The organism is Streptomyces sp. (genome assembly GCF_031181705.1).
Classification (GTDB): Bacteria; Actinomycetota; Actinomycetes; order Streptomycetales; family Streptomycetaceae; genus Streptomyces.
The window spans coordinates 1-15,088 of the sequence record NZ_JAPSKN010000024.1; the positions used below are offsets into that span (position 1 = coordinate 1).

Annotated in this window: 13 protein-coding genes and 1 pseudogene; 8 read left to right on the forward strand and 6 right to left on the reverse strand. The window is 71.8% G+C overall.

The genetic code is table 11. The features are described 5' to 3' along the window. Positions 1-5: 5 nt before the first annotated feature. Positions 6-251, reverse strand: a complete 246-nt coding sequence (locus RIN80_RS07680; protein ID WP_309094753.1) for a WhiB family transcriptional regulator — start codon at positions 249-251, stop codon at positions 6-8. Positions 252-478: 227 nt separating this feature from the next. On the opposite strand from RIN80_RS07680, the gene RIN80_RS07685 reads away from it, so the two are divergent. Next, entirely contained in the window at positions 479-1,273 is a 795-nt protein-coding gene (locus RIN80_RS07685; protein WP_309094754.1) for a VOC family protein, read from the forward strand. Positions 1,274-1,308: 35 nt separating this feature from the next. Here the strand turns inward: RIN80_RS07685 and RIN80_RS07690 are convergent, their stop codons facing one another. Continuing rightward, the gene (locus RIN80_RS07690) at positions 1,309-2,346 is read right to left on the reverse strand and encodes a LacI family DNA-binding transcriptional regulator (RefSeq protein ID WP_309094755.1); all 1,038 of its coding nucleotides are present in this window, start codon (positions 2,344-2,346) and stop codon (positions 1,309-1,311) included. 98 nt (positions 2,347-2,444) lie between these two features. Continuing rightward, the gene (locus tag RIN80_RS07695; RefSeq protein ID WP_309094756.1) at positions 2,445-3,446 is read right to left on the reverse strand and encodes a multicopper oxidase domain-containing protein; all 1,002 of its coding nucleotides are present in this window, start codon (positions 3,444-3,446) and stop codon (positions 2,445-2,447) included. Positions 3,447-3,635: 189 nt separating this feature from the next. On the opposite strand from RIN80_RS07695, the gene RIN80_RS07700 reads away from it, so the two are divergent. Both RIN80_RS07700 and RIN80_RS07705 read left to right on the forward strand, forming a co-directional pair. Next, positions 3,636-6,113: a ThuA domain-containing protein gene (locus RIN80_RS07700; protein ID WP_309094757.1), complete on the forward strand. Its 2,478-nt coding sequence runs from the start codon at positions 3,636-3,638 to the stop codon at positions 6,111-6,113. A 56-nt stretch (positions 6,114-6,169) separates the two neighbouring features. Then, positions 6,170-8,311, forward strand: a complete 2,142-nt coding sequence (locus tag RIN80_RS07705; RefSeq protein ID WP_309094792.1) for an OmpL47-type beta-barrel domain-containing protein — start codon at positions 6,170-6,172, stop codon at positions 8,309-8,311. On the opposite strand, the gene ligD is transcribed toward RIN80_RS07705, so the two are convergent. Further along, positions 8,298-9,329 (reverse strand): non-homologous end-joining DNA ligase, encoded by a 1,032-nt coding sequence (gene ligD, locus RIN80_RS07710; protein ID WP_309094758.1) that lies wholly within the window; start codon positions 9,327-9,329, stop codon positions 8,298-8,300. The two genes, RIN80_RS07705 and ligD, sit on opposite strands and share 14 nt — an antisense overlap. A gap of 74 nt (positions 9,330-9,403) precedes the next feature. Here ligD and RIN80_RS07715 point away from each other — a divergent pair, with 74 nt between their 5' ends. Further along, entirely contained in the window at positions 9,404-10,468 is a 1,065-nt protein-coding gene (locus tag RIN80_RS07715; RefSeq protein ID WP_309094759.1) for an ATP-dependent DNA ligase, read from the forward strand. 12 nt (positions 10,469-10,480) lie between these two features. Here RIN80_RS07715 and RIN80_RS07720 read toward each other — a convergent pair whose 3' ends face one another. Beyond that, the gene (locus tag RIN80_RS07720; protein ID WP_309094760.1) at positions 10,481-11,671 is read right to left on the reverse strand and encodes a zinc-dependent alcohol dehydrogenase; all 1,191 of its coding nucleotides are present in this window, start codon (positions 11,669-11,671) and stop codon (positions 10,481-10,483) included. A gap of 203 nt (positions 11,672-11,874) precedes the next feature. Between RIN80_RS07720 and RIN80_RS07725 the strand changes: the two genes are divergently transcribed. Further along, a complete protein-coding gene (locus RIN80_RS07725) occupies positions 11,875-12,849 on the forward strand; it encodes a DUF3048 domain-containing protein (protein WP_309094761.1) in 975 nt (324 codons plus the stop codon). A gap of 14 nt (positions 12,850-12,863) precedes the next feature. On the opposite strand, the gene RIN80_RS07730 is transcribed toward RIN80_RS07725, so the two are convergent. Continuing rightward, entirely contained in the window at positions 12,864-13,328 is a 465-nt protein-coding gene (locus RIN80_RS07730) for a MarR family transcriptional regulator (protein ID WP_309094762.1), read from the reverse strand. Between the two features lie 195 nt (positions 13,329-13,523). Here RIN80_RS07730 and RIN80_RS07735 point away from each other — a divergent pair, with 195 nt between their 5' ends. From RIN80_RS07735 to RIN80_RS07745, 3 genes and pseudogenes are all read left to right on the forward strand, one after another. Continuing rightward, the gene (locus RIN80_RS07735; protein ID WP_309094763.1) at positions 13,524-14,279 is read left to right on the forward strand and encodes a CoA transferase subunit A; all 756 of its coding nucleotides are present in this window, start codon (positions 13,524-13,526) and stop codon (positions 14,277-14,279) included. Next, positions 14,279-14,923, forward strand: a complete 645-nt coding sequence (locus tag RIN80_RS07740) for a CoA transferase subunit B (RefSeq protein ID WP_309094764.1) — start codon at positions 14,279-14,281, stop codon at positions 14,921-14,923. The genes RIN80_RS07735 and RIN80_RS07740 overlap by 1 nt, the downstream gene beginning before the upstream one ends. After that, positions 14,920-15,088 (forward strand): annotated as a pseudogene (locus RIN80_RS07745) (3-oxoadipyl-CoA thiolase); the annotation flags it as partial. The gene RIN80_RS07740 and the pseudogene RIN80_RS07745, both read left to right, overlap by 4 nt.

Below are 15,088 nucleotides of genomic sequence, written 5' to 3' on the forward strand. Positions count from 1 at the left end.
TGTGGCTACCGTGATGCCCGGCGCAGCTCCAGCCGCTCCTTCTCCGACAGGCCGCCCCACACGCCGAAGCGCTCGTCGTGGTCGAGCGCGTATTCCAGGCAGGCCGTGCGGATCGGGCACAGACCGCAGATCCGCTTCGCCTCCCGCACCGAACTGCCGGGCTCCGGGAAGAAGAACTCCGCCCCGGTCTGCGAGCACAACGCTTCCTGCTGCCAGGCGAGTTCGGGCGGGGTGATCGTGTCGATGGGCATGGGCAGTAGCGTCCCGGCCGGTGCAAAACGTTCGATCAACGCGCGATCAACACGGCGTTCACCGGCCTGAGCCCGGTGCCGATCGTCGCCCCGCCGGGGCCGCCGGTGCACGGCGGCACGCGGGACCGGACGAGCGCGTCCGGCCGCGCGGCGACGCGGCGCCCGCCCGTCGGCGGTGGGAGACTCGGCAGTGCGGCCGAACGGTCCCCTGTGCGAGGAGGGCGAGGATGCTCACCACCCGTTATGTCACCGGCGCTCCGAACTGGATCGATCTCGCCACCCCCGACATCGACGGCGCGACGGTCTTCTACGAGGCCCTGTTCGGCTGGCGGTTCCTGCCGGGCGGGCCCGAGGTCGGCGGGTACGGCCTCTTCCAGCTCGGCGGCCGGACCGTCGCCGGCGGCATGCGGACCACGCCGGAGCAGGGGCCGCCCTCCTGGACGGTGTACTTCCGGACGCCGGACGCGGACGCCACCGCCGAGGCGGCCCGGCAGGCACGCGGCTCGGTGCTGCTGCCGCCCATGGACGTGCAGGACCTGGGCCGGACGGCGATCCTCGCCGACCGCGCCGGGGTGCCCTTCGGCCTGTGGCAGCCGGGACGCACCCGGGGACTGGACGTGGTCGGGGAAGCCGGCTCGCTGTGCTGGGCCGAGCTGTACACGGCGGACGTCCCGGCCGCCGCCGCGTTCTACCACTCCGTGCTCGGCCTGGAGACCTACGGCGTCGACCTGTACGGCGGCACGTACACCACCTTCGGCCCCGCCGGGGAGGACGAGGACGCCATGTTCGGCGCGGTCGTGGCCCTCGCCGACGATCCGGCCGAGCACGAGCCCCACTGGCTCCCCTACTTCGAGGTCGCCGACCCCGACGCCGTCGCCGCCGTCGCCCAGGAACACGGCGGCACGCTGCGCATGCCCGCCACGGACCTGCCCGACGTCGGCCGCGTCGCCAGGCTCACCGACCCCTACGGCGCCCGCTTCGCGGTGATCCGCACCGAGCCGCGGCAGGGCCGGGCCCTGTAGTCCGGACGTCCGGGACCGGGCGGATCCACTCCCTCCTAGGCCGACCGGCGCCGCACCAGCGTCGTCGGCAACACCACGCTGGACGGTGGGGTGGCGGCCGCCTCGTGGCGGTGGGCTCGGTCGAGGCCGTGCAGCAGAAGGCGGGCCATGATGCGGCCCATCTCCTCTATGTCCTGGCGGACCGTGGTGAGGGGCGGGTCGGTCTGCTCGGCGACGGGCTGCAAGTCGTCGAAGCCGATGACGGCCACGTCGTCCGGGACGCGGCGGCCGGACTCGCGCAGGACGCGCAGGGCGCCGGAGGCCGTGAGGTCGTTCGCGGCGAACACCGCGTCCAGGTCGGGGCAGCGGTCGAGGAGTTCGCGCATCGCCCGCTCGCCCCCGGCCGGGGTGAAGTCGGCCTCGGCGATCAGCCGTGGGTCGGCGTCCGCCATGACGTCCCGGTAGCCGTCCAGCCGGTCCACCGCCGACGTCTGGTCCAGGGCACCGGTGATGTGCGCGATCCGGGTGCGGCCGAGGCCGGCCAGGTGGCGGACGGCGTCGCGGGCTCCGCCGCGGTTGTCGCTGTCGACGTACACCACGTCGCTCCGGCCGCCGCTCCAGCCGGGCCGGCCGCCGAAGACCGTCGGGACACCGGCCCGCTGGATCAGCTCCGGCAGCGGGTCGTCGAGGTGGAGCGAGAAGACCAGCGCCCCGTCCACGTGGCCGCCGGCCAGGTACCGGCCGACCCGGGCGTGGTCGTCGCGGCCCTCGGTGAGCAGCAGCACGAGCTGGTTGTCGTGGGCCGTGAGTTCCTTGCTGATGCCGCGCAGCTGGAGCGCGAAGAACGGGTCGGCGAAGACGCGGCTCTCCGGTTCGGCGACGACCACGGCGACCGCGTCGTGCCGCCGGGTCACCAGGGAGCGAGCGGCCTGGTTGGGCACGTAGCCGAGTTCCTCGACGGCCTTGCGGACCCGCTCGACGAGGACGTCCCGCACCCCGTCCCCGCCGTTGACCACGCGGGAGACGGTGGCCCGCGAGACACCGGCCCGGGCGGCCACGGCCTCCAGGGTGGGACGCGGCGCTGTGTCGGTCACTTCGGGGCTCCTCACCTGCGGCTGCGGATCAGGATAGCCCCGGGTGCGCCGCCGGGTGAGAGCGCTCTCGCCTGCGCCTTCGCAGTGTCAGGTACCCGTCAGTGGTCGTGTCCGCCGCCCTGTCCCCCGTCCGCCGGCTGCCCCGAGTGCCCGTGTTCGTGCTCGTGCGGGTCGTAGCCGGGGATCGTCCCGTCCGGCTTCTTCACCAGGAACAGTCCCACCATCCCCATGTCGGAGTGGCTCTGCACATGGCAGTGGTACATCCAGGCGCCGGCCCCCACCCCCTCCCCCGCGATCACCTGGAAGCCGAAGGAGTCGGCCGGTCCGGTGATCTTGTTGTCGATGACCTGGCTGGGGTCGTCGGGGCCGGTCAGCATGCCGGTGCGGTTGTCCGCCCAGCGGTGACCGTGCATGTGGAACGTGTGGTAGAACTCGCCGTGCGTGATCACGATGAACTCGACCCGGTCGCCCACCGTGGCCTCGAAGTTCGGCCCGGAGTGCGGCGCCTGGTTGTTGATGCGCATGTCGTTGAAGACGACCGTGTGCGTGCGGTCGGGCAGGACGTCGCCCCTGCGGCGGACGATGACCGGCCCGAACAGGCCCTTCTGCAGCCCCACGGTGCCGTGTTCCGTGCCGACGACGTGGTCGTGGTAGTGCCAGTAGCCGGCGCTGCCCGCCCGCCAGGTGCCGTCCTTGCGGCGTCCCGGGGCGTGGGTGCGCCAGGTGTAGGTGCGGGTGCCGCCCGGTTCGACGTGACTGCGGTTCAGTTTCGTGCCGTCGCTGGTGATCTCGTAGTCCAGGCCGTGCACGTGCAGGCTCACCGGCACGTCCATGGTGTTCTCGAACTCGACGTGCAGGGTGTCGCCCTCGTTGAGCTCGATCAGCGGGCCGGGGACGGTGGCCTTGCCCTTCTCCAGGCCGTAGCCCATCTGACCGTCCGCCAGCTTCTCGGCGTACATCCTGATGCGCTTCACCTCGCCTCCGGCGGGTGCCGTCTTCGCCGGCCCGTCGGCGCTGATGGCCTCCGGCGCCACGGACAACGATGTCGCGACGGCCGCGCCGCCCAGCAGCACGCGCCGGTTGAAGCTGCGTCTGTCCATGCGGAACTCCCCACCCTGGTAAGGCTCTTACGGAGGCGTACCTGTGATGAACCGGTGAGACGGTACCGGCCGCGCCCCCGTTTATCCACACTCAAGACAAAGTTGGTGCCATCCCGGTCATAGGTATTGGCCGGACGGGCAAAGGGGTTTAGCTTCCTTGGCGGTGTCGCTGTGACCGAGGAGGTGCCCATGCCCTTACGAGGGCTGAGCCAGAGAAGACGCGTCTGGGCGGCCTCGGTGGCCGCCGGTGTCGTGACCGCCGGGCTGCTGTCGGGGCCCGCCGCGAGTGCTCGTCCATATCCGGAACCACCCTTGACAACGATGTCGATCAAGTCGCCGCCGGGCGGCGCGAACGTACGGGTGCTGGTCTTCCACGGTTCCGCGGCCGGGGAGGAGTCCCCGGTCGTGAACGCCGCGATCGAGGCCATCGAGGACATCGGGCTGACCGGCCCCACGAACCGCCGCTTCAAGGTCCAGGCGACCGGCGACGCCTCGGTGTTCACCGACGAGACCAGGCTCGGCCGCTTCAACGCGATCGTGTTCCTGACCGGCGGGGGCGACGTCCTGGACCCGGAGCAGGAGGCGGGCCTGGAGGCGTACATGGAGGCCGGCGGCGGGTTCGTCGGCATCCATGACGCGGCGCGCGCGGAGCCGTACTCGGACTGGTTCACCGGGCTGGTGGGCGCCCGCCCGGCCGCCTCCAGCCCCGCGGCCGTGCAGCGGGCGACCGTGGAGGTCGGCGACCGCCGGCACCCGGCCACCAAGGACCTGCCGGTGCAGTGGAAACGCCCGGACAAGTGGCTCAACTGGGTGAAGAACCCCTCGGGCGACGTCCACACGGTGGCCCGGGTGCGGGAGTCGACCTACCAGCCGGGCACGGGCGCCAACGGCTGGGACCACCCGGTCAGCTGGTGCCGCGACTACGACGGCGGCCGCTCCTTCTACACCGGCATGGGCGGCACGGTGTCGTCGTACGACGAGACCGACTTCCGGGCCCACCTGCGCGGCGCGCTGATGTGGACGACCCGCCTGGAGCAGGCCGACTGCAAGGCGACCATCAACGCCAACTACACGGCGGAGCGGCTGACCAAGCCCAACCAGCCAGGACAGAACGACCAGATCGGCGAGCCGCACGGGCTGGTCACCGCACCGGACGGCCGCGTCTTCTACATCGGCCGGGGCGGCGCCGACTCCTCGCAGCCGGTGATCACCGACTGGAACAACCCCGACATCGGCAAGGGCAAGGGCGAGATCCACGTCTACGACCCGAAAACCAAGCAGGTCACCCTCGCCGGCACGCTGACCGTCTTCGGCAACAAGGGCGGCGGCGACGAGCTGGTCAAGGTCGAGGAGGGGCTGCTCGGCATCGAGCTGGACCCGCAGTTCGCGCGGAACGGCTGGGTGTACCTGCACTACACGCCGCACGAGCGGATCAACCGTGACACGCGGATGGCGGAGCGGCGGGTCTCCCGGTTCACGCTCGACCAGGCCACCAACAAGCTGGACCTGTCCAGCGAGAAGGTGCTGCTGAAGTGGCCGGTGCAGATCCACAGTTGCTGCCACGCGGGCGGCGGGATGGCCTGGGACTCCGAGGGCAACCTGTACATCGCCACGGGTGACAACAACTCCAGTGGCTTCAGCGGCGGTTACTCGGGCAACAACCCCGAACCGAACTACAAGGGCGTCTCGTTCGCGGACGCGCGCCGCACCGCCGGCAACACCAACAACCTCAACGGCAAGATCCTGCGCATCCACCCGGAGCCGGACGGCACCTACACGCTGCCCGAGGGCAACCTCTTCACCGGGAAGGAGACCGACGAGGGCGGCGGCAAGACGCGCGGCGAGATCTACGTGATGGGCGTGCGCAACCCGGCGCGCATCTTCGTCGACAAGTCGACCGACGTGCTCTACGCGGGCTGGGTCGGGCCGGACGCCGGAGCGCCCTCGACCACCTGGGGGCCGGCCAAGTACGACACGTTCGCCGCCATCACCAAGGCGGGCAACCGCGGCTGGCCGTACTGCATGGGCAACAAGCAGCCCTACCGCGACCGCAATCTGCCGGACCCGTCGAAGCCTCTGGGCTGGTACGACTGCGACCACCCGAAGAACGAGTCGCCGAACAACGACGGCCTGGTCAACCTGCCGCCGGTGACCGGCAACAACATCTGGTACTCGCCCTCGGGCGGCGCGCCGGACTACCCGCGGGACGCCAACGGGGTCCCCTCCTACAAGCCGGAGGAGGCCACCTACAAGCTGCCCTGGCTCAAGGGCGGCGGGCAGGCGGCCATGAACGGGCCGGTGTACCGCTCCGACGCGGTCGCGGCCGACAGCACCGTCAAGTGGCCGGCCTACTGGGACGGCAAGTGGTTCGTCGGCGACTTCTACGACGCCGACCAGCCGCGCAACGCGGTGCTCATGGACCCGAAGACGCAGGGAGACGGCGGTCTGCCGGTGCACTCGGAGTCGCTGAAGAAGATCGTGCCGATCGGCAACGACGGCATCAAGAACCTGATGGACTGGAAGTTCGGTCCGGACGGCGCGCTGTACGTCCTCGACTACGGCCGTGGCTTCTTCACCTCGGACTCCAAGTCGGCCCTGTGGCGGGTCGTGTACAAGGGCGGCGGGCCGACCCCGGCCGCCGGTCAGCTGGCGAGGGGGACCGAGTGACACGGCACCTACCGCACCGAAGAGTCTGGGCCGCCGTGCTGGCCGCCCTGCTCGTGATGCTCGGCCTGCAGGCGATCCCCGCGGCCGGGCAGACCGAGGCGCCGGCCGCCGAACAGGTGCTCACCTGGACGGCCGGCAACGACATCGACAAGTACCTGTCGGCCCCGCAGACGGCGGTCGCCGGCCAGGCGACGATCGTCTTCGAGAACAGCGCGGCCACCGGCAACACCACCGGCATGCCGCACACCCTGACGTTCGTGACGAGCGACCCCGAGTTCAACAGTGACGTGCAGCTGAACCTCCTGGCGAACCCGAACGACGCCCAGGGCGGCAAGCACACCGCCCAGGTCACGCTCACGCCGGGCCGGTACTTCTACCACTGCACCATCCCCGGCCACGGCCAGATGCAGGGCATCCTCACGGTGACCGAGGGCACCGGCGAGGACACCACGGCGCCCGAGGCGTCGGCGCACGTCAGCGGCACGCAGAACACGCAGGGCCAGTACGTCGGCTCCGCGAGCGTGGCGCTGCACGCCACCGACGAGGGCGGCTCCGGTGTGGACCGGATCGAGTACGCGCTCGGCGCCACGGGCGCCTGGCAGCCGTACACCGCGCCGGTCGTGGTCGACCAGGTCGGTGATCACACGGTCCGCTACCGGGCGTTCGACAAGGCGGGCAACGTCTCCGCCGAGAAGAGCGCCGCGTTCACGGTCGTGGCACCGCAGTCGGACGACACCACCGCGCCGGAGACCTCGGCGACGGTGACCGGCGAGCGGAATCCGGACGGCGCGTACGTCGACATGGCGACGGTCACCGTCTCCGCGTCCGACACCGGCTCCGGGGTCAACACGATCGAGTACGCGGTCGGCTCCGGCGCCTGGCAGCCGTACACCGCGCCCGTGATGGTGCACCAGGTGGGCGAGCACACGGTCCGCTACCGCGCCACCGACAAGGCGGGCAACGTGGCGGCCGAGAAGAGCGTGCGGTTCACCGTCGTCGCCGCGCCGCCGCAGGACACCACCCCGCCGGTGACGGGCGTGACCGTGGAGGGCACGAAGAACTCCGACGGGGCGTACGTCAACAGCGCCCGGGTGACCGTCTCGGCGACCGACGCGCACGGCTCGGGCGTCGAGCGGATCGAGTACTCGCTCGACGGTGGACCGTACCTGGCGTACTCGGCGCCGGTGGTGGTGGACCGGGCCGGTGCGCACACCGTGGCGTACCGGGCGACCGACAAGGCCGGCAACACCTCGGCGGCCCGCACCGTGACCTTCACCATCGTCTCCGGCGGGGTCCCGGCGCCCGACTGCCCGGAGTACGACGAGCGGCTGACGGTGTTCGTCGGCACGGTCGACTCGGGGGTGCGCAACCGGGTCACCGACAACCGGTGCCGGATCGGCGAGCTGATCGAGGACGAGAAGGAGTGGACGTCCCACGCGCTGTTCCTCAAGCACGTCACGTCCGTCCTGGACGCGCTGCTGAAGGAAGGCGTGATCGACCAGCGCGAGTACAACGCCGTCCGCAAGGCCGCCCGCCAGTCGGGCATCGGCAAGCCGGGGCAGACCGAGGGCTACCGGGCGATCTTCGACGGCAGCGCGGAGTCCCTGGCCAAGTGGCAGCATGTGGGCGGTGGTTCGTTCGGGCTGAACCCGGACGGGACGATCACCTCCAGCACCACCACGCCGGGCATGGGCATGCTGTGGTTCCCGCAGCGCAAGTACGGCGACTTCTCGCTGAAGCTGCAGTGGCGTGACGACGCGCCCGGCACCGGCAACGCCAACTCGGGCGTCTTCGTGCGCTTCCCCTGGGTCCACGACCACCCGGAGGAGTCGCGGCCCGAGTGGGTCGCCATCAAGTACGGGCACGAGGTGCAGGTGCTCGACCGGCCCGACGGCGACATGTACAAGACCGGCTCGGTCTACGGCTTCGACCGCGTGGGCCTGGCCGGTGCCGGGGTCACGCAGAAGGGCACCTGGAACGACTACGAGATCCGGGTGGAGGGCCAGCACTACTCGGTCTTCCGCAACGGCGTGCTGATCAACGAGTTCGACAACACCGGCGGCCAGGAGTTCTCTCCCCCGCGCTCGGACGACCCGGGCACGGACGGGCGGCGCTTCGCCTCCGGCTACATCGGGCTCCAGGTGCACGGCACGACGGACGTGGTCTCGTTCCGCGACATCCGGATCAAGGAGCTGTAGGAGGCTCCTTCTCCTTGCGGGCCCTGCTCGGCTGTACCCGTCTGGGCTCCCCCGGCATCTTCGGATACTCGGGCGGGTACGGCAGGTCGCCCAGCCCGTGGTCGTGTTCGTCGCGGCGGGCGAGGTCGAGCAGGGCTTCGAGGGAGTAGCGGTGGTCGTCCATGTCCGCGTGCACGTCGCCGAGTTCGGCGAAGCGCGCGGGCATGCTCGCGAGGTCGAAGTCCTGCGGGTGCGCGACCCCGACCTCCTCCCAGCGCAGGGGCGCGGAGACGGGAGCGTGCGGGCGGGGCCGTACCGAGTAGGCGGAGGCGATCGTGCGGTCGCGGGCCGTCTGGTTGTAGTCGAGGAAGATGCGCTCGCCGCGCTCCTCCTTCCACCACTTGATGGTGACCTGCTGCGGCATCCGCCGCTCCATCTCCCGGCCGACGGCGATGGCGGCGCGCCTGACCTGGGTGAAGGTCCAGCGGGGTTCGATGGGCACGAAGACGTGCAGGCCCCGGCCTCCGGAGGTCTTGGGGAAGCCGCGCAGTCCGCCGAACTCGTCGAGCACGGCCCGCAGTTCGTGGGCGGCGCGGGCGGCGTCGTCGTAGTCGGTGCCGGGCTGCGGGTCGAGGTCGATGCGCAGTTCGTCGGGGCGGTCGACGTCGTCGCGGCGGACCGGCCAGGGGTGGAAGGTGAGGGTGCCGAACTGGGCGGCCCACACCACCGCGCCGACCTCGGTGGGGCACATCTCGTCGGCGCTGCGGCCGCTGGGGAAGGTGATGTGCGCGGTCGGGATCCAGTCGGGCATGTTCTTCGGCGCCCGCTTCTGGAAGAAGTTCTCCCCGCTCACGCCCTCGGGGTAGCGCTCCAGGGTGGTCGGCCGGTCGCGCAGGGCCCGCAGGATGCCGGGGCCGACGGCGATGTAGTAGCGGGCGAGGTCCAGCTTGGTGAAACCGCGCTCGGGGAAGAAGACCTTGTCCGGGCTGGACAGCCGCACGGTCCGGCCGTCCACCTCCAGTTCCACCGCGTCACCCATGTCCGTCACGGTAGGCGTAGCCCGCATACCTCGCACATCGGGCACATCGGGACGGGCGCGCGCAGAATCGAGCCATGGATCTGCCGGTGATGCCCCCTGTCCTGCCGATGCTCGCCAAGTCCGTGGCGGCGATCCCCGCGGGCATGCACTACGAGGCGAAGTGGGACGGGTTCCGGGCGATCGTGTTCCGCGACGGCGACGAGGTCGAGCTGGGAAGTCGCACGGGGAAGCCGTTGACCAGGTATTTTCCCGAGCTGGTGACGGCCGTGCGGGAGCGGTTGCCCGAGCGGTGCGTGGTGGACGGGGAGATCGTGATCGCGCGGGAGGGGCATCTGGACTTCGACGCGCTGTCGGAGCGGATCCACCCGGCGGACTCGCGGGTGCGGACGCTGGCGGAGCGGACGCCCGCCTCGCTCGTGGCGTTCGACCTGCTGGCGCTCGGGGACGAGTCGCTGATGAACACCCCGCTGACCGAGCGGCGGGAGCGGCTGGCGGGGGCGCTGTCCGGCGTGACGGCGCCGGTGCACCTCGCGCCGGCGACCACGGACATCGAGGTGGCGCGGCAGTGGTTCGAGCAGTACGAGGGGGCGGGTCTGGACGGTGTCGTCGCCAAGCCGCCGGCCGGGCGCTACCGCCCGGACGAACGGGCCATGTTCAAGATCAAGCACGAGCGGACGGCGGACGTCGTGGTCGCCGGGTACCGGCTGCACAAGAGCGGCCCGGTGGTGGGCTCGCTGCTGCTCGGCCTGTACGACGACCGCGGCACGCTGCAGCACGTGGGCGTGTCCGCGGCCTTCACGATGAAGCGGCGGGCGGAGCTGGTGACGGAGCTGGAGCCGCTGCGCATGGACGACGTCTCGGGGCATCCGTGGGCGGCCTGGTCCGAGGAGGCCGCCCACGAGACGGCCCGGCTGCCGGGGGCGCCGAGCCGCTGGTCGGGCCGCAAGGACCTGTCCTGGGTCCCGCTGAGGCCGGAGCGGGTGGCCGAGGTGGCCTACGACCACATGGAGAACGGGCAGCGCTTCCGGCACACCGCCCGCTTCCGCCGCTGGCGCCCGGACCGGACCCCCTCCAGCTGCACGTACGCGCAGCTGGAGGAGCCGGTGCGCTACGACCTGGCGGAGATCCTCGGCGCGTGAGGCCGGGACCGCTCAGGGCTGCATCAGGATCTTGACCGCGCCGTCCTGCTTGCGCTGGAACATCTCGTAGGCGTGCGGCGCCTCCGACAGGGGCACGCGGTGGGTGGCGAAGTCGTCCACGCCGAGCGGGTCCTCGTCGGTCAGGTACGGGATGATCTCGTCGCTCCAGCGGCGCACGTTGGCCTGGCCCATCCGCATCTGGACCTGCTTGTCGAACAGGGTGAGCATCGGCATCGGATCGGCCATGCCGCCGTAGACGCCGGAGAGCGAGATGGTGCCGCCGCGGCGCACCAGGTCGATGGCCGTGTAGAGGGCGGCGAGGCGGTCGACGCTGAACCGCTCGGACATCGGGCCGCTCAGCTTGCGCGGCAGCACCGCGGCGGTGTTCTGCACCAGGCGGGCCACCGCGCTGCCGTGGGCCTCGGTGCCGACGGCGTCGATCACGGCGTCCGGGCCGCGGCCGTCGGTCTCGTCGCGGATCGCGGCGACGAGTTCCTTCTCGTCGTCGAAGGACCGCAGGTCGAAGGTCTCCACCCCGCGCGCCTTGGCCCGGGCCAGTCGTTCCGGGACCAGGTCCACGCCGAACACCCGTCCGGCACCCTTCACCTGGGCGACGCGGCAGGCCATGTCGCCGATGGGCCCGAGGCCCAGCACGGCGATGCTGCCGCCCTGCGGGACGTCGGCGTAGGCGACGGCCTGCCAGGCGGTGGGCAGCACGTCGGAGAGGTAGACGAACCGGTCGTCGGGCGGGCCCTCGGGGACCTTGATCGGGCCGAACTGCGCCTGCGGGACACGCAGGTACTCGGCCTGGGCGCCCGGCACCGCGCCGTACAGACGGGTGTAGCCGAACAGGGCGGCGCCCATGCCCTCGCCGGTGACCTGGGTGGTCTCGCACTGGGTGGGCAGGCCGGTCAGGCACATCCAGCAGTTGCCGCAGGCGATCTGGAACGGGACGACGACCCGGTCCCCCACCTGGAGGTCCGGGACGCCCGCGCCGACCTCCTCGACGATGCCCATGGGTTCGTGGCCGAGGATGTCGCCCGGGGTCATGAACGGCGTGAGCACCTCGTACAGGTGCAGATCGGATCCGCACAGACCGCTGGAGGTGATGCGGATGATCGCGTCCGTCGGTTCCTGGATGCTCGGATCGGGCACGTTCTCCACCCGCACGTCCCGCTTGCCCTGCCAGGTCACTGCCCTCATCGCTTCGCGCTCCCTCCGTCGGCGTGCGCGTCGGTCGGTCGGCGGGGTCCGGGTACCCGGGCGCCCCGCGCTGAACCTTTGCGCCGATCGACGGACGCGGCCGGGACACCGTCCCGTCATGAGGGATCGGACCTGGTCGCGGATGGTCAGATAAGTTCATAATCAAGACATATCGATGACAGGGGCCGGTGGCGACGGTGGGCATGGGACGAGGGGCGCGCGGACGGCGCGCCGCGACGACGGCGACGCTGCTGGCCGTCACGTTGACGGCCGCCCTGGCGGCGGGGTGCACCGGCGGGAGCGGCGCTCCCGACGACGGACGGGGGTCCGCCAGCGCCTCGGAGCGGTCCCCGTCGGCGGCCGGCCCCTCCGCGCTCGCCGTCAAGCTCGACAACGCGAGCGCGGCACGTCCGCACACGGGCGTCGACGCCGCGGACGTGGTGTACGTGGAGCAGGTCGAGGGCGGGCTGAGCCGGCTGATGGCGGTGTACGCGACCCGGGTGCCGGAGGCGGTCGGCCCGGTGCGCAGCGCCCGTGAGTCCGACCTGGAGCTGCTGCGCCAGTTCCGCCGGCCCACGCTGGTGTTCTCCGGGGCGCAGAAGAAGCTCCTGCCGCTGATCGACGAGGCGCCGCTGCGGGCGGTGACCCCGTCCGACGCCCCGGACGCCTTCTACCGCGGCGGCGACCGGGCCGCCCCGCACAACCTCTACCTGCGGCCCGGGCGGATCGTGAACGAGATCCCGGGCCGGGCGGCCCTGACCACCGGCTTCCGCTACGGCTCCGCCCCGGCGGGTGGCACGCCGACGGCCTCGCGGACGGTGCGCTACCCGGCGGCCCGCTTCACCTTCACCTGGTCCGGCGCCCGCGACCGCTGGCTGGTCGGCATGGACGGCTCCCCCGCCACGTCGGCCGGCGGTGAGCGGATGACGGCGGCGACCGTCGTCGTGCAGTACGTGAGGATCCGCGAGTCCGGTTTCCGGGACTTCCTCGGGAACAACTCGCCGTACACCGAGACGGTGGGTTCCGGGAAGGCGACCGTGCTGCGCGACGGGCGGGCCTGGGAGGTGGACTGGAAGCGCGCGAAGGCCACCGACGGCACCGCGTTCACCACCGGCGACGGCTCGCCGGTGAGCTTCGCGCGGGGCCAGGTGTGGGTGGTGTACGCCCAGGCCTCCTGACCGGCCCGGATCCCTCAGCGGGGCAGGGCCGCGGGCTCCTCGGGGTGGCGCAGTTCCTCGGCCGCGTCCGCCACCCGCCGGAGGAGGTCGAGGAAGACCGTCCGCTCGCCGGCGGTCAGCGGGGCGAGGAAGACCTGGTTCATCCGGGCGGTGCGCACGGTGAGCCTGCGGTGGGTGCGCGCCCCCTCGTCCGTCAGGCGCAGCAGGGAGCGGCGGCCGTCCTGCGGGTCGCGCACCTTGTCCAGCAGCCCGCGCCGGCTGAGCCGGCTGATCACCTCGGCGATGGTGGACCGGTCGAGGCCCACCCGCTCCCCCACCGTGCGCTGGTCCAGGCCGGGCTCGTCGACGAGCGTGTTGAGGACCGCGTACTGGGGCGAGGTGATCTCCTCGGAGACCATCGCGTTCCACAGCAGGTGGTGTGCCTGCTGGAGCCGCCGGGCGAGGTGCCCGGGGTGGGTGGTGAGGTCCGCCGCCGCCATGCGCATCCCTTGCTCGATTAGTCGGTGCACTGAACGATAGTCGACCGGCGCGAAACCGTCTGCCACCTCGAAGGCCTGTCAGCCGGAGTCTTGACGCCCGCGTCGTCCCGGTGGCAGCGTGAGAGACGGCTCGCGGAAATACTCAGTGCCCTGACTAATTCGGTCGGGTCGCGTGCAAGAGATGGGGCTTGTCGGATGGACAAGGTGGTCGCCACGGCCCTGGAGGCCGTGGCCGACGTGCCGGACGGCGCGTCGCTCGCGGTGGGCGGTTTCGGGCTCAGCGGGGTACCGAACGTGCTGATCCAGGCGCTGTACGAGCGCCGGGTGTCCGGTCTGTCGGTGGTCTCCAACAACTGCGGGGCCATGGAGTCGGGGCTGGCCGTCCTGCTGGCCGCCGGCCGGATCGCCCGGGTGACGGGCTCCTACATCGGCGCCAACAAGGAGTTCGCCCGGCAGTACCTGGCCGGGGAGCTGGAGGTCGAGCTGATCCCGCAGGGCACGCTGGCCGAGCGGCTGCGGGCCGGCGGCGCCGGGATCCCCGCCTTCTACACGCCCGCCGGGGTGGGCACCCAGGTCGCCGACGGCGGCCTGCCGTGGCGCTACGACGGACAGGGCGGGGTCGCCCTGGCGTCACCGGCCAAGGAGGTCCGGGAGTTCGACGGCACCCCGTACGTGCTGGAGCGCGGCATCCGCACCGACTTCGCCCTGGTCCGGGCGGCCCGGGGCGACCGGCACGGCAACCTGGTCTTCAACAAGTCCGCCCGGAACTTCAACCCGCTGGCCGCGATGGCCGGGCGGGTGACGATCGCCGAGGTGGAGGAGCTCGTCGAGCCCGGCGCGATCGACCCGGACGCGGTGCACCTGCCCGGCATCTTCGTGCAGCGGGTGCTGGCGCTCACCCCGGAGCAGGCGGCGGACAAGAGGATCGAGCAGCGGACGGTGAGCTCCTGATGGCCTGGACGCGCGAGGAGATGGCCGCACGGGCGGCGCGGGAACTGCGCGACGGGCAGTACGTCAACCTCGGCATCGGCCTGCCCACGCTGATCCCCAACTTCCTGCCCGAGGGCGTCGAGGTCGTCCTGGAATCGGAGAACGGCATCCTCGGCACCGGGCCCTACCCCACCGAGGACAGCGTCGACCCGGACCTCATCAACGCCGGGAAGGAGACGGTGACGGTCCTGCCGGGCGCCTCCTTCTTCGACTCGGCGCTGTCCTTCTCGATGATCCGCGGCGGGCACATCGATGTCGCCGTGCTGGGGGCGATGCAGGTCTCCGCGCGGGGCGACCTCGCCAACTGGGCCGTCCCCGGCAAGCTGGTGACGGGCATCGGCGGGGCGATGGACCTGGTGCACGGCGCCCGCACGGTCGTGGTCGTGATGACGCACACCGCGAAGGACGGCTCGCCGAAGATCCTCACCGAGTGCACCCTGCCGCTGACCGGCAAGGGCTGCGTCGACCGGATCATCACCGACCTGGGCGTCCTCGACGTCACCGGCGACGGGCTGGTGCTGGCCGAGACCGCGCCGGGCGTCGGCGCCGGCGAGATCGCCGCCCGGACCGCCGCCGAACTCACCGTGCCGGAGGGCCTGAAGTGAAGGGCGTCCACCTCGTCGACGCGGTCCGCACGCCGATCGGCCGCTTCGACGGCGGGCCGGCGGGCGTATGCCCGGACGACCCGGCCGCGCACGCGATCCGGGAACTCCCCGCCCGCACACCGGAGCCGGACCCGGCGCGGATCGACGACGTCCGTCTCGGCAACG